This window comes from Streptomyces sp. CC224B (genome assembly GCF_030010595.1).
Lineage (GTDB): Bacteria > Actinomycetota > Actinomycetes > Streptomycetales > Streptomycetaceae > Streptomyces > Streptomyces longispororuber.
In genome coordinates, this window is record NZ_JASCXL010000080.1 from 1 (window position 1) to 22300 (window position 22300).

19 protein-coding genes are annotated in these 22300 nt (G+C 73.3%); 11 read left to right on the forward strand and 8 right to left on the reverse strand.

All coding sequences use genetic code 11. The features are described from left to right. Positions 1-113: 113 nt before the first annotated feature. From QK440_RS28020 to QK440_RS28040, 5 genes are all read right to left on the reverse strand, one after another. Positions 114-1166 (reverse strand): ABC transporter substrate-binding protein, encoded by a 1053-nt coding sequence (locus tag QK440_RS28020; protein WP_282796002.1) that lies wholly within the window; start codon positions 1164-1166, stop codon positions 114-116. 279 nt (positions 1167-1445) lie between these two features. Continuing rightward, positions 1446-2606 carry an acyl-CoA dehydrogenase family protein gene (locus tag QK440_RS28025; protein ID WP_282796035.1) on the reverse strand — a complete coding sequence of 387 codons (1161 nt, stop codon included), beginning with the start codon at positions 2604-2606 and terminating at the stop codon, positions 1446-1448. A gap of 5 nt (positions 2607-2611) precedes the next feature. Further along, entirely contained in the window at positions 2612-3571 is a 960-nt protein-coding gene (locus QK440_RS28030) for a hydroxymethylglutaryl-CoA lyase (RefSeq protein WP_282796003.1), read from the reverse strand. After that, entirely contained in the window at positions 3568-5538 is a 1971-nt protein-coding gene (locus QK440_RS28035) for a biotin carboxylase N-terminal domain-containing protein (RefSeq protein ID WP_282796004.1), read from the reverse strand. Before QK440_RS28035 ends, QK440_RS28030 begins: the two co-directional genes overlap by 4 nt. Positions 5539-5552: 14 nt before the next feature. Further along, complete coding sequence (locus QK440_RS28040; RefSeq protein WP_282796005.1) at positions 5553-7169, reverse strand: carboxyl transferase domain-containing protein; 1617 nt, start codon at positions 7167-7169, stop codon at positions 5553-5555. An 83-nt stretch (positions 7170-7252) separates the two neighbouring features. On the opposite strand from QK440_RS28040, the gene QK440_RS28045 reads away from it, so the two are divergent. The 4 genes from QK440_RS28045 (at position 7253) to QK440_RS28060 (ending at position 11329) form a co-directional block, all read left to right on the forward strand. After that, positions 7253-7885, forward strand: a complete 633-nt coding sequence (locus QK440_RS28045) for a TetR/AcrR family transcriptional regulator (protein WP_282796006.1) — start codon at positions 7253-7255, stop codon at positions 7883-7885. A gap of 332 nt (positions 7886-8217) precedes the next feature. Next, a complete protein-coding gene (locus tag QK440_RS28050) occupies positions 8218-9375 on the forward strand; it encodes an acyl-CoA dehydrogenase family protein (protein ID WP_282796007.1) in 1158 nt (385 codons plus the stop codon). An 8-nt stretch (positions 9376-9383) separates the two neighbouring features. After that, a complete protein-coding gene (locus QK440_RS28055) occupies positions 9384-10265 on the forward strand; it encodes an acyl-CoA thioesterase II (protein ID WP_282796008.1) in 882 nt (293 codons plus the stop codon). Between the two features lie 104 nt (positions 10266-10369). Continuing rightward, positions 10370-11329, forward strand: a complete 960-nt coding sequence (locus QK440_RS28060) for a cation diffusion facilitator family transporter (protein ID WP_282796009.1) — start codon at positions 10370-10372, stop codon at positions 11327-11329. Positions 11330-11365: 36 nt separating this feature from the next. Here QK440_RS28060 and QK440_RS28065 read toward each other — a convergent pair whose 3' ends face one another. Together QK440_RS28065 and QK440_RS28070 are read right to left on the reverse strand one after the other, a co-directional pair. Next, positions 11366-12154 (reverse strand): phosphatase, encoded by a 789-nt coding sequence (locus tag QK440_RS28065; RefSeq protein ID WP_282796010.1) that lies wholly within the window; start codon positions 12152-12154, stop codon positions 11366-11368. Positions 12155-12246: 92 nt separating this feature from the next. Next, entirely contained in the window at positions 12247-13884 is a 1638-nt protein-coding gene (locus QK440_RS28070) for a PucR family transcriptional regulator (RefSeq protein ID WP_282796011.1), read from the reverse strand. Positions 13885-14050: 166 nt separating this feature from the next. Between QK440_RS28070 and QK440_RS28075 the strand changes: the two genes are divergently transcribed. The 3 genes from QK440_RS28075 to QK440_RS28085 all read left to right on the forward strand — a co-directional run bounded on the left by QK440_RS28075 (position 14051) and on the right by QK440_RS28085 (position 18416). Then, complete coding sequence (locus QK440_RS28075; protein ID WP_282796012.1) at positions 14051-15526, forward strand: sodium:solute symporter; 1476 nt, start codon at positions 14051-14053, stop codon at positions 15524-15526. Between the two features lie 209 nt (positions 15527-15735). Continuing rightward, on the forward strand, positions 15736-16728 hold the full coding sequence (gene speB, locus QK440_RS28080) for an agmatinase (RefSeq protein WP_282796013.1): 993 nt from the start codon (positions 15736-15738) through the stop codon (positions 16726-16728). Beyond that, complete coding sequence (locus QK440_RS28085; protein WP_282796014.1) at positions 16725-18416, forward strand: thiamine pyrophosphate-binding protein; 1692 nt, start codon at positions 16725-16727, stop codon at positions 18414-18416. The genes speB and QK440_RS28085 overlap by 4 nt, the downstream gene beginning before the upstream one ends. Here the strand turns inward: QK440_RS28085 and QK440_RS28090 are convergent, their stop codons facing one another. Then, positions 18417-18977, reverse strand: a complete 561-nt coding sequence (locus QK440_RS28090) for an ATP-binding protein (RefSeq protein ID WP_349239325.1) — start codon at positions 18975-18977, stop codon at positions 18417-18419. Between the two features lie 80 nt (positions 18978-19057). Here QK440_RS28090 and QK440_RS28095 point away from each other — a divergent pair, with 80 nt between their 5' ends. From QK440_RS28095 to QK440_RS28110, 4 genes are all read left to right on the forward strand, one after another. Continuing rightward, the gene (locus QK440_RS28095; protein ID WP_282796016.1) at positions 19058-19816 is read left to right on the forward strand and encodes a GntR family transcriptional regulator; all 759 of its coding nucleotides are present in this window, start codon (positions 19058-19060) and stop codon (positions 19814-19816) included. 66 nt (positions 19817-19882) lie between these two features. Next, positions 19883-20104 carry a DUF397 domain-containing protein gene (locus tag QK440_RS28100; RefSeq protein ID WP_282796017.1) on the forward strand — a complete coding sequence of 74 codons (222 nt, stop codon included), beginning with the start codon at positions 19883-19885 and terminating at the stop codon, positions 20102-20104. 494 nt (positions 20105-20598) lie between these two features. Next, the gene (locus QK440_RS28105; protein WP_282796018.1) at positions 20599-21534 is read left to right on the forward strand and encodes a serine hydrolase; all 936 of its coding nucleotides are present in this window, start codon (positions 20599-20601) and stop codon (positions 21532-21534) included. Between the two features lie 196 nt (positions 21535-21730). Then, positions 21731-22021, forward strand: a complete 291-nt coding sequence (locus QK440_RS28110; RefSeq protein WP_282796019.1) for a hypothetical protein — start codon at positions 21731-21733, stop codon at positions 22019-22021. Positions 22022-22300 lie beyond the last annotated feature (279 nt).

The following is a 22300-nucleotide window of genomic DNA, read 5'->3' on the forward strand; positions in this document are numbered from 1 at the left end:
CGCCCCCCCCCGGCCGCCCGCGGGCCGGCCGCCCCCGCCCCCCCCGCCCCCCGCGCGCCGCGGCGGGCGCGGGGCCCCCCCCCCCCCCGTCCGGTGTGGCGGGTGGCGCGGGGTCAGGAGACCTTCTTCGCCTTCTCGATGGCCTTCGCCAGGTCCTCCAGGATGGGGGCGCACTTGGCGTACGAGAAGATCGGCTCGGTCACGCGCGGGATGACCTGCCCGGCCTTGACGGCGGGCAGCTTGCCCCACGTCGGCTTCTGCTCGGCGAGGCCCTCCGGCTGGAGCGCCGACGTGCGGTTGTCCATCATGATGACGTCGGCCTCGTACTTGTCGACGTTCTCCCAGGACAGGTTCTCGAACCAGCCCCCGCTCTCCTTCAGGGCCTTCGCGGGCGGCTCGACGAGGTTCACGCCGAGGGACTTGAAGTACTCCAGGTCGGCGGAGAGGTTCGAGCCGGAGACGTAGAAGATGTCGGCGCTCGCGGAGCCGACCAGGACCTTGATCTCCGGGCGGGCCTTCGCGGCCTTGCGCAGCCGCTCGGCCGCGGCCTCGAAGCGCTTCTTCGCCGAGACGACCTTGTCGGCCTTCACGTCGGCGCCGAGCGACTCGGCGAGGGCCAGCAGGCGCTCCAGGGGCTTGGTCATCTGGCGGTCGTAGACCGAGATGCCGACGCTCGGGGCGAGCTTGAGGATCTTGTCCTTGGACGCCTCGGGGACGTACCAGAGGGTGCCCTTGTCGTCGAACATCGTGGAGACCAGCACGTCGGGCTGGAGGCCCACGTACTTCTCGATGCTGAACTGGTCCCAGGCGTTGCCCAGGATGGTCACCTTGCTGATGTCCATGTCGCCGGCCTGGACGTCCGGCTTGCCGTCCTTGGTCTTTGTGGGGCCGAAGACGCCCTTGACCTCGATGCCGTAGTCGTACAGCGCGGCGGCGACGCCCGTGAACGCCACGATGTTCTTGGGCGTGGAGTCCTTCTTCGCCGTCGTGCCGCGGTCGTCCTCGAAGGACCAGGGGCCGCCCTCCTTGCCGGAGCCGCCGCCCTTGGTGCCGCTGCCGTTCTTGTCGCCCTTCTCGTCGCCGCAGGCGGCGAGGACGGCGGTGAGGCCGAGGGCGCCGCCCGCGGCGAGGAGGCCGCGGCGGGTGGGCTGGGGGAGTCGGGGCATGGGGGTCTCAGCTTTCGTACGGGGGCGCCTCGGGCGGCGTTGGCCGGAAAACGTGCTTAGGCTAACCTAACCTTCCCTGAGCTCCCCCACCCGCCCGCCCCTTCCCCGGCGTCCGGCCCCGGCTGCCCCCTCTGCACTCGTCTGGGGCTCCGCCCCTTTCCCCCGTTGTCGGCGCTCCGCGCCTCGCCCTCAAACGCCGGGCGGGCTGAAAGTCGCCCCTTTCGGCCGGGCGCGCCGCGCTGGTGAAGGGGGGGTGGGTGGGGGAAGCGGCGCCGGGCCTCAGCTCGTGAGGCCGAGCTCTCGGGCGATCAGCATGCGCTGCACCTCGCTCGTGCCCTCGCCGATCTCCAGGATCTTGGAGTCCCGCCACATCCGGGCCACCGGGTACTCGTTCATGAAGCCGTAGCCGCCGTGGATCTGGGTCGCCTCGCGCGCGTTGTCGACGGCGACCGTCGACGAGTACAACTTGGCGAGCGCCGCCTCCTTCTTGAACGGCTCCCCGGAGACAAGCCGCGACGCCGCGTCCCGCCAGGCGAGCCGGGCCGTGTGCGCCTTCATCTCCATGTCGGCGATCTTGAACTGGATGGCCTGGTTGGAGCCGATGGGCCGCCCGAAGGCGTGCCGCTCCTTGGCGTACTTCACGGACTGGTCGACGCAGCCCTGGGCGAGCCCGGTCGCGAGCGCCGCGATGGCGATGCGGCCCTCGTCGAGGATGCGCAGGAACTGGGCGTAGCCGCGGCCGGGTTCGCCGACGAGGTTGGCCTTGGGGACGCGGACGTCGGTGAAGGACAGCTCGCGGGTGTCCGACGCGTTCCAGCCGACCTTCGAGTACGGGGCGGCCACGGTGAAGCCGGGCGTGCCCGACGGCACGATGATCGAGGAGATCAGCGGCTTGCCCTCGGCGGTGCGGCCGGTGACGGCGGTGACCGTGACCAGGGCGGTGATGTCGGTGCCGGAGTTGGTGATGAAGCACTTGGTGCCGTTGATCACCCATTCGTCCGTGGCCTCGTCCAGGCGGGCCGTGGTGCGCGTGCCGCCCGCGTCCGAGCCGCCGTCCGGCTCGGTGAGGCCGAACGCGCCGAGGACCTCCCCGGCGCACAGCCGCGGCAGCCACTCCCGCTTCTGCTCCTCGGTGCCGAACAGGTGCAGCGGCATGGCGCCGAGCGAGACGCCCGCCTCCAGGGTGATGGCCACGGACGAGTCGACGCGCGCCAGCTCCTCCAGGGCGATGCCGAGCGCCAGGTAGTCGCCGCCCATGCCGCCGTACTCCTCCGGGAACGGCAGGCCGAACAGGCCCATGCGGCCCATCTCGCGCACGATCTCGTAGGGGAACTCGTGCCGCTCGTAGTAGTCGCCGATCTTCGGGGCGACCACGTCGTTGGCGAACTCCTCCACGGTGCGGCGGAGTTCGTCGTGCTCGGGGGACAGGTGGTGGTCCATCGTTCTCACGGCTCCTGGTGGGAGAGGGCGCGCACGGTGCGCGACGGGCTCGGTCGGCCCAGCTGGGCGGCCATCCACCCGCTCGTGGCGGTGAGACGGCCGAGGTCGACCCCGGTCTCGATGCCGAGGCCGTGCAGCATCCACACGAGGTCCTCGGTGGCGAGGTTCCCGGTGGCGCTCTTCGCGTACGGGCAGCCGCCGAGGCCGCCCGCGGAGGCGTCCACGGTGGTCACGCCGTGCTGGAGCGCGGCGAGGGTGTTGGCCAGGGCCTGGCCGTACGTGTCGTGGAAGTGCACGCCGATGCGGTCGGTGGGCACCCCCTGGTCGTTCAGGGCGGTGAGCAGGGCCTGGACGTGGCCGGGCGTGGCGACGCCGATGGTGTCGCCGAGGCTCAGCTCGTCGCAGCCCAGGTCGAGCAGGGCCCGGCAGACGCGGACGACCTGGGGGATCGGCACCGGGCCCTCCCACGGGTCGCCGAAGCACATCGACAGGTAGCCCCGTACGTGCGCCGGTCCGGCGTCGGCGGCCTTCGCCCGGGCCACCACCGGCTCGAACATGGCGAGCGCCTCGTCGACCGTGCGGTTCAGGTTGGCCTTGGCGAAGGACTCGGTGGCGCTGGCGAACACGGCGAGGCGGCGGGCACCGAGCGCGAGCGCCCGGTCCAGGCCGCGCTCGTTCGGCACGAGGACCGGCAGGTGCACGCCCTCCAGGTCCCGCACCTGGGGGAACAACCGCTCCGCGTCGGCCAGTTGGGGCACCCACGTGGGGTGCACGAAGCTGGTGGCCTCGACGGTGGTGAGCCCGGCGCCGGCCAGGCGGCGGATGAACTCCGCCTTCACCTCCGTGGGGACGGCCGTCTTCTCGTTCTGCAGGCCGTCCCGGGGGCCGACCTCGTGGATCCGCACGCGCGGCGGCAGCCCCGGCGCGGGGACGGCCATGGGCAGGCCGGTCGTCGCATCGCTCATGCCTCGTCCTCCACGGACTCGTCGGGGACCACCACGGCGAGGACCTGGTCCATGGCGACCGTGGTGCCCGGGGTGACGTCCAGCTCGGTGACGGTGCCCGCGTGCGGGGCGGAGACGACGTGCTCCATCTTCATCGCCTCCACCACGACGAGGCTCTGGCCCGCCGTCACCCGGTCGCCCGCGGCGACCTTGACGACGGTGACGGTGCCGGGCATCGGCGCGGTCAGCGCGTCCGCGCCCGCGTGGGCCGCGCCGGTCAGCGCGGCCTCCACCGGGTCGTGGTCGCGGACCTCCCAGGCGTCGCCGTCCCGGCCGAGCCAGTCGCCGGCGCGGTGGAAGGGGGTGACGGGGCCGGACCCGCGGGCCCCCTCGCCGTCGACCTCGACCGTGCCGTCGGCGGCGAGGCGGGTCCGTACCGACACCGGGTCGTGCCCCGGCACCCGCAGGTGGTGCACCGTCCAGGCGGGTTCGCCGCCCAGGCGCCAGCCGCTGGGCACGGAGAACGGGTCGGTCCAGGTGCTCCCGTCCCGCGCGGGGGCCGTCACCCGGGCCCGCGCGGCGGCCTCGTACACCTCCGCCGGGACGTCCGTGTCGAGCAGCGCCTCGGCCTCGCGCTCCACGAGGCCCGTGTCCAGCTCCCCGGCCACCACCGCCGGGTGGGCGAGCAGCCGCCGCAGGAAGCCGGTGTTCGTCGGCACGCCGAGGATCACCGTCTCCGCGAGGGCCGCCCGCAGCTTGCGCAGCGCCGTCGCCCGGTCGGGGCCGTACGCGACGACCTTGGAGAGCATCGGGTCGTACAGGCTCCCGACCTCCGTGCCCTCGCTGAGGCCGGAGTCGGTGCGCACCCCGTCGCCGGAGGGCTCGCGCAGGGCCAGGACCGTGCCGCCGGAGGGCAGGAACCCGCGGGCGCCCTCTTTGAAAGACACCGTCTCGGCGCAGATGCGCGCCTCCACCGCGTGCCCGGTCAGGCGCACGTCCTCCTGCGCGAAGGGCAGCGGCTCCCCGGAGGCGACCCGGAGCTGCCACTCCACCAGGTCCAGGCCGGTGATCAGCTCGGTCACCGGGTGCTCGACCTGGAGGCGGGTGTTCATCTCCATGAAGTAGTACGACGACGGGTCGCCGCCCGGGACGATGAACTCGACCGTGCCGGCGCCGACGTAGCCGCAGGAGCGGGCGGCGTCCACGGCGGCGGCGCCCATCGCGGCGCGGGTGGCCTCGTCGAGCAGGACGCTGGGCGCCTCCTCGATGATCTTCTGGTGGCGGCGCTGGAGGGAGCACTCGCGCTCGCCGAGGTGGACGACGGTGCCGTGGCCGTCGGCGAGGACCTGGATCTCGATGTGCCGCGGGCGGTCGACCCAGCGCTCCACGAGCAGCGTGTCGTCGCCGAAGGAGGCACGCGCCTCGCGCCGGGCGGCGGCGATCTCCTCGCCGAGCAGCGCGGCGTCCCGCACCAGGCGCATGCCCTTGCCGCCGCCGCCCGCGGACGGCTTCAGGAGCACCGGGGTGCCGATCTCCTGGGCGGCCTCGGTCAGTTGGGCGTCGGTGAGGCCGCTGCCCGAGGAGCCGGGCACCACCGGCACCCCGGCCGCGCGCACCGTCTCCTTGGCGCGGATCTTGTCGCCCATCAGGTCGATCGCGGCGGCGGGCGGCCCGATGAAGACCAGGCCGGCGTCCGCGCAGGCCTGGGCGAAGGCGGCGTTCTCCGCGAGGAAGCCGTAGCCGGGGTGGACGGCCTGGGCGCCGGAGACCGCGGCGGCGGCGAGGAGCCGCTCCACGGACAGATAGCTCTCGGCGGCGGGCGCCGGGCCGAGCCGCACCGCCGTGTCGGCCTCGCGCACGTGCCGGGCCTCGGCGTCGGCGTCGGAGAAGACGGCCACCGAGCGCACGCCGAGACGGCGCAGCGTGCGGATGACGCGGACGGCGATCTCGCCCCGGTTGGCCACAAGGACTGTGTCGAACATGCTCATCGCGTCCGTTCCCCTCACATCCGGAAGACGCCGAAGCCGCGGTCGCCCAGGGGCGCCCCCGAGCAGGCGGTCAGGGCCAGGCCGAGGACCTGGCGGGTCTCCAGCGGGTCGATGACGCCGTCGTCCCACAGCCGCGCCGTGGCGTAGTAGGCGTTGCCCTGCTGTTCGTACTGCGCGCGGACCGGGGCCTTGAAGGCCTCCTCGTCCTCGGCGGACCACTCCTCGCCGCGCGCCTCCAACTGGTCGCGCTTGACCGTGGCGAGGACGGACGCGGCCTGCTCGCCGCCCATGACGGAGATCTTGGCGTTCGGCCACATCCACAGGAAGCGGGGCGAGTAGGCCCGGCCGCACATGGAGTAGTTGCCCGCGCCGTAGCTGCCGCCGACCACGACGGTCAGCTTCGGCACGCGCGTGCAGGCCACGGCGGTGACCATCTTGGCGCCGTGCTTGGCGATGCCGCCGGCCTCGTAGTCCCGGCCCACCATGAAGCCGGAGATGTTCTGCAGGAACACCAGCGGGATGCCGCGCTGGTCGCACAGCTCGATGAAGTGCGCGCCCTTCTGGGCGGACTCCGAGAACAGGATGCCGTTGTTGGCGACGATCCCCACCGGGTGGCCGTGGATGTGCGCGAAGCCGGTGACCAGGGTCTGCCCGAACTCCGCCTTGAACTCCGCGAAGCGGGAGCCGTCGACCACGCGCGCGATGACCTCCCGCACGTCGTACGGCGTACGGGAGTCCACCGGCACCGCGCCGTACAGGCCGAGCGGGTCGGCCTTCGGCTCCTCGACCGGCCGCACCTCCCAGGGCGGCGCCCCGCGCGCGGGCAGCGTGGAGACGATCGTGCGCACGATGCGCAGCGCGTGCGGGTCGTCCTCGGCGAGGTGGTCGGTGACGCCCGAGACCCGGGCGTGGACCTCGCCGCCGCCCAGCTCCTCGGCGGTCACGACCTCGCCGGTGGCGGCCTTCACCAGCGGCGGGCCGCCCAGGAAGATCGTGCCCTGGCCGCGGACGATCACGGCCTCGTCGCTCATCGCCGGGACGTACGCGCCGCCGGCCGTGCAGGAGCCGAGCACCGCCGCGATCTGCGGGATGCCCGCGCCGGACATCCGCGCCTGGTTGTAGAAGATCCGGCCGAAGTGGTCGCGGTCGGGGAAGACCTCGTCCTGCATCGGCAGGAAGGCGCCGCCGGAGTCGACCAGGTACACGCACGGCAGGCGGTTCTCCAGGGCGATCTCCTGGGCCCGCAGGTGCTTCTTGACCGTCATCGGGTAGTACGTGCCGCCCTTGACGGTGGCGTCGTTGGCGACGACCACGCACTCGCGGCCGCTGACCCGGCCGACGCCCGCGATGACCCCGGCGGCCGGGGCCTGCCCGTCGTACATCCCGTCGGCGGCCAGCGGCGCGACCTCCAGGAAGGGCGAGCCGGGGTCGAGCAGGGCGTCCACGCGGTCGCGCGGCAGCAGCTTGCCGCGCGCGGTGTGGCGCGCGCGGGCCTTCTCGCCGCCGCCGAGACGGGCCGCGGCGAGCTTGCCGCGCAGCTCCTCGGCCAGCGCGCGGTGCGCCGCCTCGTTGGCCCGCCAGGCGTCCGAGGCGGGATCCGCCGCGCTCGTGAGGACTGGTGCCTGTTGCATCCGCTGAGCTCCCCGGGTTAGTGAGCGTTAACGTGTGGCCACCAGGTTAACGACCGCTAACCGCCCTGTCTAGAATTGCTGCCATGGCCACCAGGACCGACGCCCCCACCCGCCGCGAGCAGATCCTCAAGGAAGCCGCCCGGCTCTTCGCCGAGCGCGGCTTCCACGGCGTGGGCGTGGACGAGATAGGGGCGGCCGTCGGCATCAGCGGGCCGGGCCTGTACCGGCACTTCGCGGGCAAGGACGCGATGCTCGCCGAGCTGCTCGTCGGCATCAGCGAGCAGTTGCTCACCGGGGGCAGGCGCCGCGTGGCGGAGACGGCGGGGGCGCCCGAGGCCACCCTCGACGCGCTCATCGAGGGGCACATCGACTTCGCCCTCGACGACCGCTCCCTGATCACCCTGCACGACCGCGAGCTGGACCGCCTGCGGGACACCGACCGCAAGAAAGTGCGCCAGCTCCAGCGCCAGTACGTCGAGCTGTGGGTGGCCGCCGTCCGCGAGGTCTACCCCGCCCTCGCCGAGGCGGAGGCCCGCGCCTCCGTGCACGCGGTCTTCGGCCTCCTCAACTCCACCCCCCACCTCTCCCGCCCCGGCACCCTCCCCGACCGCGACGCCACGGCCCACCTCCTCCACCGCCTCAGCCGCGGAGCCCTGGCCGCGGCGGCGAACTCCGCCGCGCGAGAGGGCGGGGATTTCAGCCCGCCCGGCGCCTGAGGGCGAAGACCCGCACCCGACCGGCAGCGGAGGGCAGTCCCAGCCCGTCCGGCGTTTGAGGGCGAAGACCCGCACCCGACCGGCGGCGGAGGAGACGTCTCAGCCCGTCCGGCGTTTGAGGACGAGGAAGGCCGAAGGTCGCGAGGAGGAACCCGCACCCGACCGCCGGCGGAGGGCAGTCCCAGCCCGTCCGGCGCTTGAGGACGAGAAAGGCCGAAGGCCACGAAAACCCGCACCGAAGCCACCCCGCTCTGGACGGCACCCGAAACCCACGGGTAACCTCAGCCCCTGAGCAAGCGCTTAGTCGGATCCGTGACCCAGGGAGCCAAACCGTGCGGCGTACCGTCTTCAACGAGGACCACGAGGCGTTCCGGGAGACCATCCGGGCCTTCATCGAGGCCGAGGTCGTCCCCGTGTACGACGAGTGGTACGCGGCCGGCCAGGCGCCCCGCGACTTCTACCGCAAGCTGGGCGAGCTGGGGGTCTTCGGCATCCGCGTCGAGGAGGAGTACGGCGGCGCCGGCATCGACTCGCACAAGTTCGAGGCGGTCATGTACGAGGAGACCGCCCGCGCGGGCGTCACCTTCGGCGGCTCCGGCGTCCACGTGCTGCTCGGCCTGCCGTACCTCCAGATGCTCGCCACCGACGAGCAGAAGAAGCGCTTCCTGCCGAAGTTCGTCACCGGCGAGGAGATGTGGGCGCTCGCCATGACCGAGCCGGGCACCGGCTCCGACGTCGCGGGCATGAAGACCACCGCCAGGCTCTCCGAGGACGGCACGCACTACGTCCTCAACGGTGCCAAGACCTTCATCACCGGCGGCGTGCACGCCGACCGCGTGATCGTCTGCGCCCGCACCTCCGCCCCGCGCGAGGACGACCGCCGCTTCGGCATCTCCCTGTTCGCCGTGGACACGAAGTCCGAGGGCTACTCCGTCGGCCGCAAGCTCGACAAGCTCGGCCTGAAGGTCTCCGACACCGCCGAGCTGGCCTTCACCGACGTCAAGGTCCCCGTCGAGGACCTGCTCGGCGAGGAGAACAAGGGCTTCGCCTACCTCGGCCACAACCTCGCCTCCGAGCGCTGGGGCATCGCCTTCGGCGCCTACGCGCAGGCCAAGGCCGCCGTCCGGTTCGCCAAGGAGTACGTCCAGGAGCGCACGGTCTTCGGCAAGCCCGTCGCCGCCTTCCAGAACACCAAGTTCGAACTCGCCGCCTGCCAGGCCGAGGTGGACGCCGCCGAGGCCGTCGCCGACCGCGCCCTGGAGGCCCTGGACGCGGGCGAGCTGACCCCGGCCGAGGCCGCGTCCGCGAAGCTGTTCTGCACCGAGGCCGCGCACCGCGTCATCGACCGCTGCCTCCAGCTCCACGGCGGCTACGGCTTCATGAACGAGTACCCCATCGCCCGCCTGTACGCCGACAACCGCGTCAACCGCATCTACGGCGGCACCAGCGAGGTCATGAAGATGATCATCGCGAAGTCGATGGGGCTGTAGCACCGCGCATGAGCACGGAACACGCCGCCCTCGACGCCCTCCTGGACCTGCTCGACCTGGAGCGGATCGAGGAGGACATCTTCCGGGGCGCGTCCCGCCCGGCGCTCGTGCCGCGCGTCTTCGGCGGGCAGGTCGCGGCCCAGGCGCTGGTCGCCGCGGGCCGCACCGTGCCCGGCGACCGCCCGGCCCACTCCCTGCACGCGTACTTCCTGCGCCCCGGCGACCCCGGCGCGCCCATCGTCTACACCGTGGACCGCATCCGCGACGGGCGCTCCTTCACCACGCGCCGCGTCGTCGCCGTGCAGCACGGACAGGCGGTCTTCCACCTGTCGGCGTCGTTCCAGGCGTACGAGGAGGGCCTGGAGCACCAGGTCCGGATGCCGGCCGCGCCCGACCCGGAGACGCTGCCCACGGCCGCCGAGGCGCTGCCGCGCGACCTGCCGCCGGACGTCGCCGCCCGGCTGGTCGAGGCGCGCGCCGCCGTCGACCTGCGCTACGCCGAGGCACCGCCCTGGGCCACCGCGGGCCGCCCCCGCGAGCCCCGCTCCCAGGTCTGGTTCCGCACCGCCGGCAAGCTCGACGGGGAGGACGCGGGCTCGCTGCTGCACGTCTGCCTGGCCACGTACGTCTCCGACATGACGCTGCTCGACTCCGTGCTGCTGGCGCACGGGCGCGGCGGCTGGGCCGTCGGGGACGTGGTGGGCGCCTCGCTGGACCACGCCATGTGGTTCCACCGGCCGTTCCGGGCCGACGAGTGGCTCCTGTACGACCAGGAGTCCCCGACGTCCGGCGGCGGCCGCGGCCTCGGCCAGGCGCGGATCTGGACCCGGGACGGGCGGCTCGCCGTCACCGTCATCCAGGAGGGCGTCGTCCGGGTGCCCCGGGACTGAGGACCGCCGGACCACTGGACCTCCGGACCTCCGGACCCCGGACCGCCGGACCACCGAGCCCCCGGCCCGCCGGACCGCCGACGAATCCGGCATACTCCCCCGACATGGGTGAAACCTCAACACGTACGGCGGAGGGCGACGGCGCCGCGGCGGGCGGCGAGAGCACCGTCACGGTCGTCGTCGCCGCGCTCGCCAACCTCGGGATCGCCGCCGCCAAGGCCGTGGCCGGCGCGGTCAGCGGCTCCAGCGCGATGCTCTCCGAGGCGGCGCACTCCGTGGCCGACACCGTCACCGAACTCATGCTGCTCGTCTCGCTGAAGAGCGCCGAGCGGCCCGCCGACGAGGACCACCCCCTCGGCTACGGCGGCGCGCGCTACGTCTGGGCGCTGCTCGCCTCCGTCGCCACGTTCGTCGGCGGCGGCGTCTTCGCCGTGTACGACGGCGTCCACACCCTCACGCACGGCCACGAGCCCGGCGACCCGCTCCTGTCGTACGTCGTCCTCGGGGTCGCCTTCCTCCTGGAGGGCTACTCCCTGCGCACCGGCCTCAAGCAGGCGCGCGGCGCGGCGGCCCGCTTCGACGTACGGGTCGGGCGCTATCTGCGGCACACGCCCGACACCGCGGTGAAGGCGGTCGTCATGGAGGACTCGGCCGCACTCGCGGGCCTCGTGCTCGCCGCGGGCGGCCTGCTCGGCGGCCAGCTCACCGGCTCGGGCGTCTGGGACGGCGTCGCGTCGCTCACCATCGGCGTCCTGCTCGTGTACGTGGCCTGGGTCCTCGGGCGCGCCAACGCGGACCTGCTCATCGGGCGGCCCCTGCCGCGCCCCGTACGGGAACGGGTGCGGGCCGAGCTGCTCGCCGACCCGCACGTGGTGGACGTCCTGGAGCTGACCACCCTGCTCCAGGGGCCCGACGAGGCGCTCGTCGCGGCGAAGGTGAACTTCCGGGACGTGTCCACGGCCGCCGAGGTCGAGCAGGCCTGCGACCGCATCGCCCGGCGGGTCCGGGAGCGCTTCCCCGCGGTCCGGCGCGTGTACCTGGACCCCACGCCCGGGCCCCGCTGACCGCGGCCCCGGGCCGTCGTCGGCGGCCGGGCGGGCTCACCTGTCCCCGGCGAGCCCCGCCGCTCCCAGGAGGTAGGCCGTCAGCGGGTCGTAGTACCGCGGGCTGGTCACGTGGTCGTCCAGGGGGACCGTCACCTGGACCGTGCCCTCGGCCTCGCCGATGAACAGGGCCGGGTCGTTGCAGTCCGCGTAGCCGACGGCGTCGATGCCGCGCTGGCCCGCGCGGCCCGCCCAGCCGTGGTCGGCGACGACCAGGTCGGGCAGCGGGCGCTCGGCGCGCAGCAGCCCGTCAAGGACGACGTTCATCGGCTCGGGGGAGTGGGTGTGCCACAGCGTGGCGCCCCGCTCCAGGACCGCCACGTCCGCGAACTGGAAGACGAAGCCCTCGTCCGCCGTCAGGCCGTCCGGGACGACCACGATCTCGCAGCCCGCGGCGCGCAGCGCGGCGGCCGTCGCGCGGTGCACGTCGAGCAGCCCGCCGGGGTGCCCGGTCGCGAACAGCACCCGCTCCCTGGCGTCGGCGGCCTTGCGCAGGCGGCCCGCCATCCGCTCCAGGGCGTCGACCGTCAGCTCCGGGTCGATGGTGTCCTGGCCCTGCCGGTGCCCGGGGTCGTCGATGACGCCGCAGCGCTCGGCCATCACGGCGAGCACGTCCTGCTCGTCGCTCCAGCGGTCGCCGAGTTCCAGGCCGAGCCAGTAGTGCCGGTCGCCGTTCGCGAGCTTGCGGTAGTGGGAGAGGTTGTTCTCGCGGGGTGTCGCCACGCTGCCCGCAATGCGGGTGCGGACGAGGTGGTCTACGAGCGCTGCGCGGGTCGGTATCGGCATGGGTCCATTGTGCCGTCGGTCCGGCTCGGCTCCGTCGGAGTCCGGCGCGCGGTTCCCCGCCCCCTCGGGGCGCCGACCCTGGGCGTTGTCGCTCAGCCGGGCCGGGTCAGGGCGAACCACAGCTCCATGCGGACGTCCGGGTCGTCCAGGTCGGCGTCCAGCAGGGCGGCGCAGCGCGCGACGCGCTGGCGGACGGTGTTGCGGTGCACGGCCAGGGCGGCGGCCGTGCGGTCCCAACTGCCGTGCAGGGACAGCCAGGTGCGCAGGGTCTCGGTGAGCGGCGTGCTGCCGCCGAGCGGGGCGAGCAGCGCCCGCGCGTGGGCGTCGGCCTCGGCGGGCGCGACGAGCGCGGCGAGGCCGGTCCCGTGGTGCCGTACGAGGGGGGCGCGGGTGGCGGCGGCCCGGCGCAGCGCCCGCGCGGCCTGCGCGTCGGCGGCGACGAGCGCGTCGGCCCCGGCTGGGGCGGAGACCCCGAGGGTCCAGCCGCGCTGCGGGGTGACCTCGCGGTCGGCGGGGACGAGGAGGGTGGTGTCCCGCGCGCCGGCCCCCTCGCCCTCGCTCTCGCCCCCGCCCCCGTCCTCACCGCTGCCGCCCCCGTCGCCGTCCCGGCCCGGGTCCACCAGCGTGCTGCCCAGGGCCGCCGCGAGGGACGCCGCCGTCGGCGCGGTGCCGTCGGGGGCGGCGCGCTGCGCCCGCGCGTGGACCACCCGCCAGGGCCCGGCGCCGAGGAGGGGCGCCACCGCCTGCGGGGCCGCTCCGAGCAGCAGCCGGACCAGGGCGGCGGAGCGGGCCGCCTCGGTGGCGCCCTGGAGGGGCGCGGTGAGCAGCGAAAGCAGCACGGCGGCGACCTGGGCGACGGTGTGGTCGCCCGGCTCGCGGCGCCGGGTCGCCACGCCCAGGGCCAGACCCTGCGGCCCGGCGAGCGCGTAGGCGGCCAGATGGGTGCCCGCGACGGTGTCGGTGCCGGAGGCGGGGGCGGGCGCGGGGCGGGGCCCGGCGGGGTGCAGCACCACTCCGGCGAGCCGGGCCAGGGCGGCCCGCGCGGCCTCGCCCGGCGGGGTGCCCGCGCTCTGGGCGGGGGTGCCGTCGGCGGCGTGCAGGGCCGCGTACCCGCCGAGGCGCGTCGCGAGCTGCCGCAGCAGCGCGGGCACCGGGTCGGGCCGGGCCGCGGCGGCCGCGAGCCCCTGCTGCGCCTGAGCGACGCGGCGCAGCTCGGTGTGCCTGGCCTCCGCCATGAGCTGCCACACGGCGCGCGCGACCCCGCTGAACGTGGTCCGGGGCGGCACCTCGAGCAGCGGCAGCCCGTACCGGTCGCAGGCCGCCACCAGCGCGGGCGGCACCGCCGCGTGCACGGGCGCGACCCCGAACCCGAGAGCGGCGCCGCCCGCCGCGACGATGCGGGACACGTACGCGTCCAGATGCGGACCCGCCTGCGCCCCGTCCGGTACGTGCACCCCGGCCGTGAGCAGCAGCTCACCCCCGAGCAGGTACGGGTACGGGTCGCTCATCTCCGAGGTGTGCACCCAGTGCACGGCGGTCCCCGCCGCGTCCGGGCCCGCGATCCGGCGCAGGCCCAGCTCCTCGTGGGCGAGGAGGGCGGTGAGGGGGACGGCGGGGGTGGGCGGGGCCGGTGAGACGGCCCCGGCGGCGGGCGGCGGGGGCGGCGGTGTGGCCCCGGCGGCGGGCGGCGGGGGTGGCTCGGCGGACGACACGATGGATGGTTCCTCCATCTCCGGCTCGGAGGGTGGAGGAAACGTACACTTCAGCGTCGCTTTCCGGCCACCTAGGGTCGTGCCGACCGGGCGCCGCGGGTACGGGCGGATGTCCCCGCGACCGGTCGCCTTCCGGCTCCATCCGCACGACACGCCACCGACCAAAAGCGCAAGGAGACCCGCCATGGCCGTGGACTACACCGTGATCGTCCTCTACCTCGCCGGGATGCTCGCGATGGGCTGGTGGGGCATGCGCCGCGCCCGGTCCAAGGCCGAGTTCCTGTTGGCGGGCCGCCGCCTCGGGCCGTGGATGTACTCCGGCACGATGGCCGCGATCGTCCTCGGCGGCGCCTCCACCATCGGCGGGGTCGGCCTCGGTTACACCCACGGCCTGTCCGGCGCCTGGATGGTCTTCACCATCGGCCTCGGCCTGCTGGCCCTGTCGGTCTTCTTCTCGGCCCGCATCGCCCGCCTGCGGGTCTACACCGTCTCCGAGATGCTCGACCTGCGCTACGGCGGCCGCGCCGGCGTCCTGTCCGGCGTCGTCATGTGGGGCTACACGCTGATGCTCGCGGTGACCTCCACCATCGCGTACGCCACCATCTTCGACGTCCTGTTCGACGTCCACCGCACGCTCGCCATCGTCATCGGCGGCTCCATCGTCGTCGCGTACTCCACGCTCGGCGGCATGTGGTCGATCACGCTCACCGACATGGTGCAGTTCGTCGTGAAGACCATCGGCGTCCTGCTCCTGCTCCTGCCGATCGCGGTCGTCAAGGCGGGCGGCTTCGGCGCGATGCGCGACGAGCTGCCCGGCGACTACTTCGAGCCGCTCGGCATCGGCGGCGAGACCATCTTCACGTACGTGCTGATCTACACCTTCGGCATGCTCATCGGCCAGGACATCTGGCAGCGGGTGTTCACCGCGCGCAGCGACAGGGTCGCCCGCTGGGGCGGCACGGTCGCCGGGACGTACTGCCTCGTGTACGCGCTCGCGGGCGCCGTCATCGGCACCGCGGCCAAGGTCATGTACCCGAACCTGCCCAGCGCCGACTCCGCGTTCGCGACCATCGTCAAGGACGAACTGCCCGTGGGCGTACGGGGCCTCGTCCTCGCCGCGGCGCTCGCCGCCGTGATGTCCACCTCGTCCGGGGCGCTCATCGCGTGCGCGACCGTGGCCAACAACGACATCTGGGCACGGCTGCGGGGCGCGACCGCGGGGGCTGCGGGGGCCTCGGGGGCCTCGGAGGCCGACCCGCACGACGAGGTGCGGGGCAACCGCGCCTTCATCCTCGTCATGGGAGTCGCCGTGATCGGCGTCTCCATCGCCATCGACGACGTCGTCCAGGCCCTGACCGTCGCCTACAACCTGCTCGTCGCGGGCCTGCTCGTGCCGATCCTCGGCGGACTGCTCTGGCGCCGGGGCACCGGCGCCGGGGCGCTCGCCGCCGTCGTCGCGGGCGGCGCCTCGGTCATCGGCCTGATGGGGCACTACGGCATCCTCGCCACCGAGCCCGTCTACTACGGGCTGCTCGCGTCGCTCGTGGTGTACGTCGTCGGCTCACTGGTGACCCGGCCCACCGACCCGGTGACGCTGGCGGCGTGGCGGGAGCGGGTCGCCGGGCGCGAGGCCGAGGCGGAGGTGCCCGTGACGGCCTGAGTTTCCCCCGGCCCTTCCCGGCCCCCTGGGCCCCGCCCGGCTTCCAGCCCGTCCGGCGCTTGAGGACGAGGCCGAAGGCCGATGAAGGCGGGGTCCAGGGGCGGCAGCCCCTGGTAGGGGAAAAGGGGCGGGTTCGGGGCGCCCCGCGAGGGTTCACACTGTTTACGTACATTCGCACCGTACATACGCAACACCAGGAGACACCGACCATGACCAGCACCGAGAACACCGCCCAGGGCACCCCCGCCGAGCCCCGCGGCCCGGTCGACTCCTCGCGGATCCCCCGCTACGCGGGCCCCGCCACCTTCGCCCGCCTGCCCCGCCTCGACGAGGTCGGCACCGCGGACGTGGCCGTCGTCGGCGTCCCCTTCGACTCGGGCGTCTCCTACCGCCCGGGCGCCCGCTTCGGCGGCAACGCCATCCGTGAGGCGTCCCGCCTGCTGCGCCCGTACAACCCGGCGCAGGACGCCTCCCCGTTCGCGCTCGCCCAGGTCGCCGACGCCGGCGACATCGCGGCGAACCCGTTCAACATCAACGAGGCCGTGGAGACCGTCGAGGCCGCCGCCGACGACCTGCTCGCCACCGGCGCCCGCATGATGACGCTCGGCGGCGACCACACCATCGCCCTGCCGCTGCTCCGCTCGGTGGCGAAGAAGCACGGCCCGGTGGCGCTGCTGCACTTCGACGCGCACCTGGACACCTGGGACACGTACTTCGGCGCCGAGTACACGCACGGCACGCCGTTCCGCCGGGCCGTGGAGGAGGGCATCCTCGACACCGAGGCCCTCAGCCACGTCGGCACGCGCGGCCCGCTGTACGGCAAGCAGGACCTCACCGACGACGAGAAGATGGGCTTCGGCATCGTCACCTCGGCGGACGTCTACCGCCGCGGCGCCGACGAGGTCGCCGACCAGCTCCGCCAGCGCATCGGCGACCGGCCGCTGTACATCTCCATCGACATCGACTGCCTCGACCCGGCGCACGCCCCGGGCACCGGCACCCCGGAGGCGGGCGGCATGACCTCCCGCGAGCTCCTCGAGATCCTGCGCGGCCTGGCCTCCTGCAACCTGGTCTCCGCCGACGTCGTGGAGGTCGCACCCGCCTACGACCACGCCGAGATCACCGCCGTGGCCGCGTCCCACACCGCGTACGAACTGACCACGATCATGTCCCGCCAGATCGCGGAGGCCCGTTCGAAGTGACCCACGACCACGACCTGGAACTGCGGCCCACGCCCGCGCAGACCGAGGCCGCCCTGAACCCGCCCGCCGGGCGCACCGGCGGCGACCTGGTCGTCGAGACCCTGCGCGGCCTCGGCGCGTCGACCGTCTTCGGCCTGCCCGGCCAGCACGCGCTCGGCATGTTCGACGCGCTGCGCCGCTCGGACCTGGCGTACGTCGGGCTGCGCGTGGAGAACAACGCGGGGTTCGCGGCGGACGCGTACGGCCGGGTGACCGGCGAGGTCGCGCCGCTGCTGCTCTCCACCGGGCCGGGTGCGCTGATGTCGCTCGCCGCGCTCCAGGAGGCCGCGGCGGCGAGCGCGCCGGTGCTCGCGATCGGCAGCCAGGTCCCCGTCGCCGGGCTCGGCGGCGGGCGCCACGGCTATCTGCACGAGCTGCGCGACCAGCAGGCCTCGTTCCGGGACGTGGTCAAGTCCGTCCACACGGTCCGTACGCAGTCCCAGATCCCGTCCGCGCTCGCGGCGGCCTGGGAGTCGGCGCTCACCGCGCCGCACGGGCCGGTGTGGGTGGAGATCCCCCAGGACGTCCTCCTCGCGGAGACGTCCCTGCCCGTCGTCACAGCGGTGGACGCCACACCACGCGAGCTGGTCCCGCGCCCCGAGCTGACCGCCGTAGCGGCGGACCTCCTGACGCGGGCCGAGCGCCCGGTGATCGTCGCGGGCGGCGGCGTGGTCCGCGCGGACGCCGCCGGCAAGCTCCGCGCGCTCGCCGAGAAGCTGAACGCGCCCGTCGTCACCACCTTCGGCGGCAAGGGCGCCTTCCCCTGGGAGCACCCGCTGTCCCTCCAGTCGTGGCTGGAGGACCGGCACACCACCGACTTCCTGGAGGACGCCGACGTCCTCCTCGTGGTCGGCTCGGGCCTCGGCGAACTCTCCTCGAACTACCACACGTTCCGCCCCCGCGGCCGGGTGATCCAGATCGAGGCCGACCCGGGCAAGCTGGAGTCCAACCACCCGGCGCTCGGCATCCACGCGGACGCCCGCCTGGCCCTGTCCGCGCTCCTGGAGACGGTGGGGGAGCGGCCCGACCCGGCGGCGCCCGAGCGGGTCGCGGCGGTGCTGGCGAGGGTCCGCGAGCGCATCGCAGCCCAGGACCTGACCCTGGAGCAGCAGGTCCTGGCCTCGGTGCGGGCCGCCCTGCCCTCCGACTCCCCGTCCTTCTGGGACATGACGATCCTGGCCTACTGGGCGTGGTCGGCCTTCGACGCCCGCCGCCCCAACACCATGCACTCCGCCCAGGGCGCGGGCGGCCTCGGCTACGGCTTCCCGGCCGCGCTGGGAGCGGCCGCCGCGGACCCCACCCGCCCCGTCCTCGCCGTCTCCGGCGACGGCGGCGCGATGTACTCGATCGCCGAGCTCGCCACGGCACGCCAGTACGACCTGAACGTCACCTGGCTGATCGTCGACGACGGCGGCTACGGCATCCTGCGCGAGTACATGACGGACGCGTTCGGCGAGCCGACGGCCACGGAGCTGACCCGCCCCGACTTCGTCGCGCTCGCGCACTCCTTCGGCGTCCCGGCCACCCGCACGACCCCGGACCACCTGCGCGACGACCTGACGAAGGCCCTCTCCGAACCGGGCCCGTCGGTGGTGGTCCTCCCGGCTCTGCTGCGGATGTTCGCGCCTACGCACGTCGACGGGGGCTGATCACCCGGGGGGTCGGCCGCGCGGCAGCCCGAGTTCCGCCCATACCGTCTTGCCGATCCCGTACGCGCGGGGGCGACACCCCCACCGCTCCGACAGGGTGACCACGAGGGCCAGGCCCCGGCCGTGCTCGTCGTCGGCCCCCGCCGCACACGGCGCGGGCCGCTCGCTGTTCGCGTCGGCGACCTCGATCCGCAACCGCCGGTCGAGGCGGACGATCCGTACGCCGATCTCCCGGCCCGCGGGCACGTACGCGTGCCGGATGGAGTTGGTGACCAGCTCGGAGAGCACCAGCACGGCGGTGTCCGCCACGTCGCCGTCGACTTTCCAGACAACGAGCTGCTCACGCAGCAGGGCTCGGGCACGACCTGCGCTGCGGGGGGTGCGGGGTAGTTGCCACCTGGCTTCGAAGCATTCGGGGCCTGCCGGTTGCGGGGACGCGGTGTGGGCTGACACAGGTACCTCCAGGGCGACGCCGGTCGCAACATCTCTAGAGATGTTGTTTCTGCCGCCAGTGAAGCGAAGCCCCTCGTAGGGCGTCAAGACATCTCTAGAGATGTACACCCGTACCGGTGAGGTCGAGCGTGGCTACGTCACGCGGTGCGCGGTACTTAAGGTGTCCGGAGACGACAGGAGGAGGTCGGATGAGCGGGCGCAGCAGGGAACGCCAGGCCAAGTACCAGCGCATTGCCGCCGAGCTGAGGGCAGGGATCGAGGCCGGTGACTACGAGCCGGGGCAACGGCTGCCCGGCGAGAACGACCTCATGGCCGCCCATGGCGTTGCGCGTATGACGGCCCGGCAGGCGCTCGCGCTCCTGCAGGCGGAGGGGCTCGTCGAGGCTCGTAAGGGCGCCGGGGTGTTCGTCCGGGATTTCAAGCCGATCCGGCGGCGCGGCGTCGAACGCCTCGCTCACGCGCAGTGGGGTGCGGGACGTTCCGTCTGGGCCGCTGACGTCGGTGAACGCGACCTGGTGGTCGACTCCGTCGAGGTGGCCGAGGAGGACGCTCCGGCCGCGGTGGCGGACATCCTGGGCCTCGGTGAGGAGGGCCGCGTCTGTGTTCGGAGGCGCCGGTTCGTCCTCGACGACAAGCCGGTGCTGCTCTCCGTCTCGTACCTTTCGGCGGAGCTGGTCGGGGAGACGCCCATCGCCCAGCCGGACACCGGTCCCGGCGGTACGTACGCAAGGCTCGAAGAACTCGGGCGCCGTCCGGTCCGGTTCCGCGAGGAGGTGCGCTCACGTATGCCCAACAGCGAGGAGTCCGCCCACCTGCGTATGTCGCCGGGCATGCCGGTCATGCTCATCGGCCGCACCGCGTTCGACGAGCAGGGTCGTGCCGTCGAAGTCAACGAGATGGTCCTTGACGCCTCGGCTTACGTCTTGGAGTACAACTTCGAGGCCTGACATCGGCTCCGTGGACGCGCCCGGAGGGTGGACCGTGCGAAGCGGGGCCAGAGAGGAAGTGCGGAGATGCCGTTGCTCTCGTCTGAGTGGTGCGAGAGCAGTTACAGCGGCCAGAACGGCGAGTGTGTTGAGGCCCGTTCGGTAGCCCGGGGCCTCGATGTGCGTGACTCCACGGCTTTCGCGGAGCCGATGCTGACCTTTTCCGCTCCTGCCTGGACCACTTTCCTCGTCGGAGTCAAGGCGGGCGTCCTGGACGCGGGTCCTCGCTCACCGCATCGGTGCCGATAGGGCTGTTGGGATACCGGGCTGTCGTTTCTGTCCTGCGGTGAGGGACCACCTGAGCGTGGAGGGGGCGGCCACCTTGATGATGGCCCCTGCCCTGGCCTTCTTCAGGCTCTGTTCGTTGTACGCACTGCTGACTTCGCCCTTCACGCAACTAAGGGGGAAGTGCATACCCATGGGCTGAAGGGTCACCTTGAGCGTGCCCTTGCCCTGGCAGTTGACGAGTACGGACAGCGGGCCTTCGCCGATTCGCCGGGGAGGGACGCTCGTCCCACCTCTGCGATCAACGTGCTCACGTCGGCCTGCGAGCAGCCGGTGTCAGCAGGCTCCTGGATGTTCCGGTGGGCTCGTGTGCCCGTCACGTCCTGCCCGGGTGGCGGTGGGCGACGAAGGTCACGGGGGCGGAATCGTATCTTCGTGCAACCTTCACCCACACCGGTGAGTCATGTGAGGCGAGTGCGCTGGGGGCGCACGCGTACGTACTTCGAGGGGGAACCTCCATGACGCACCATCTGTCCATATCCCGCCGTGCCCGCGTGCTGAGCGCGGGAGCGGCCGTCGCCGTGCTCGCGCCGCTCGGCGCGGTCGCCGTCGCCGCCCCGGCCACCGCCGCGGCACCGAAGGTGAAGTGCACCTCCGCGCAGGCCGGCCTGGCCGCGAAGCTGGAGAAGGACATCACCGCCGCCCTGAAGAACCGCAAGGGCACCATCGCGGTCGGGCTGCAGGACAAGAGCACCAAGACGACGTGCGCGCTGCGCGGCTCGACCTCGTTCGACTCGGCGAGCGTCGTCAAGGTGACCGTACTGGCCACGCTGCTGTGGGACGCGAAGAAGAACGACCGGTACCTCACGGACCGCGAGTCCGACCTCGCCACCGCCATGATCACCAGGTCCGACAACAACGCCACCAGCACGCTGTGGCGGCAGCTCGGCGTGGGAAAGATCAAGAAGTTCCTGGCCGAGGCCAAGATGACCAAGACCGTGCCCGGCGCGGACGGCTACTGGGGCCTCACCCGCATCAACGTCACCGACGAGCAGAAGCTCCTCGCGCTGATCACCGCCAAGAACTCCGTCCTCAGCGACAACGCCCGGGCGTACATCCTCAAGCTCATGAACAAGGTCGTCCGCGACCAGCGCTGGGGCACCCCGGCCGGGGCGCCCTCCGGCGTGAAGATCCACGTCAAGAACGGGTGGCTGCCGCGGGCCACGCACGGGTGGCGCGTCCACAGCGTCGGCGCCTTCAAGGGCGGCGGCCACGACTACACGATCTCCGTGCTCACGCACGGCAACAGCAGCATGCAGTACGGCGTCGACACCATCCAGAAGGTGTCCAAGGCCATCCACAAGGACCTGACGCCCCGCGCGTCGGGGGCCCTGCGCTACGTGCCCACGGACACGCCGAAGGAAGCGGCCGTGCCCGCGCCTCCGCAGGGCTGATCTGATCTGACCTGTCCTGGACTCTTCCGCCCGCGCGGCTCTGGTCACCGGTCCGGCCGCCCGTTCGGGCTCGGCCCGGCGACCGGGTGAAAAGTCTGACCCTTCGCGCAACTTATGCCGCGGCATCCCGGTTGGGCCCGGTATGGGCACCCGTACGGGGTGCCGTGGCATTCGCGGGAAGGGGCGCTCAGTGACCATGAGCTCTACGAACAAGAAGGTGCTGGCCGGGTCGATGCTGACGCTGGCCGCGACGGGTATGGCCGTTACGTCGGCCGCGGCCGACGAGGACGTCCACGGGCACTACGGGCAGAACATCGAGATCATCCGTGACGTCTGCCCGACCGTTCAGGACATCGACGCCGTCATCACCATCGAGGTGCTGGACCAGGCGCGTGCGTTCCAGTGCAACGAGATTCGGCAGAAGTCGCGGTACGTGAGTGACGCGGGGGCTCCTGCGTTGCCGGTTCTGGGCATGGTGCAGGGCTAGGGCTGGCGGGGGCGCCCTGGGCGGTTGTCGCTGGGCCTCCGCCCAGGCCCGGGGTGCCCCGGGGGCCTCCGGGCGGGGCCCGCGTTCCGCCGCCTCACCCGCCCGCCCACCCGTACCACCCCGGCGCCCGGCCCGGCCCCGACCTGGCGGCTTCCCGCCCGGCGGTCGGCCTTCCGCCGCTGCCGCGACGATGTTTTCCCACCCGCCCACCCGTGCTGCCCTGGCGTTCGGGCGTCCGGCCCCGACCTGGCGGCTTCCCACCCGGTGGTGGGTGTTCCG

Bases quoted from the DNA above. Each gene is read 5' to 3' on its own strand.
- QK440_RS28020 (WP_282796002.1), bottom strand. From the start codon at position 1,166: ATGCCCCGACTCCCCCAGCCCACCCGCCGCGGCCTCCTCGCCGCGGGC.
- QK440_RS28025 (WP_282796035.1), bottom strand. From the start codon at position 2,606: ATGGACCACCACCTGTCCCCCGAGCACGACGAACTCCGCCGCACCGTG.
- QK440_RS28030 (WP_282796003.1), bottom strand. From the start codon at position 3,571: ATGAGCGATGCGACGACCGGCCTGCCCATGGCCGTCCCCGCGCCGGGG.
- QK440_RS28035 (WP_282796004.1), bottom strand. From the start codon at position 5,538: ATGAGCATGTTCGACACAGTCCTTGTGGCCAACCGGGGCGAGATCGCC.
- QK440_RS28040 (WP_282796005.1), bottom strand. From the start codon at position 7,169: ATGCAACAGGCACCAGTCCTCACGAGCGCGGCGGATCCCGCCTCGGAC.
- QK440_RS28045 (WP_282796006.1), top strand. From the start codon at position 7,253: ATGGCCACCAGGACCGACGCCCCCACCCGCCGCGAGCAGATCCTCAAG.
- QK440_RS28055 (WP_282796008.1), top strand. From the start codon at position 9,384: ATGAGCACGGAACACGCCGCCCTCGACGCCCTCCTGGACCTGCTCGAC.
- QK440_RS28060 (WP_282796009.1), top strand. From the start codon at position 10,370: ATGGGTGAAACCTCAACACGTACGGCGGAGGGCGACGGCGCCGCGGCG.
- QK440_RS28065 (WP_282796010.1), bottom strand. From the start codon at position 12,154: ATGCCGATACCGACCCGCGCAGCGCTCGTAGACCACCTCGTCCGCACC.
- QK440_RS28070 (WP_282796011.1), bottom strand. From the start codon at position 13,884: ATGGAGGAACCATCCATCGTGTCGTCCGCCGAGCCACCCCCGCCGCCC.
- QK440_RS28075 (WP_282796012.1), top strand. From the start codon at position 14,051: ATGGCCGTGGACTACACCGTGATCGTCCTCTACCTCGCCGGGATGCTC.
- speB (WP_282796013.1), top strand. From the start codon at position 15,736: ATGACCAGCACCGAGAACACCGCCCAGGGCACCCCCGCCGAGCCCCGC.
- QK440_RS28095 (WP_282796016.1), top strand. From the start codon at position 19,058: ATGAGCGGGCGCAGCAGGGAACGCCAGGCCAAGTACCAGCGCATTGCC.
- QK440_RS28100 (WP_282796017.1), top strand. From the start codon at position 19,883: ATGCCGTTGCTCTCGTCTGAGTGGTGCGAGAGCAGTTACAGCGGCCAG.
- QK440_RS28105 (WP_282796018.1), top strand. From the start codon at position 20,599: ATGACGCACCATCTGTCCATATCCCGCCGTGCCCGCGTGCTGAGCGCG.
- QK440_RS28110 (WP_282796019.1), top strand. From the start codon at position 21,731: ATGAGCTCTACGAACAAGAAGGTGCTGGCCGGGTCGATGCTGACGCTG.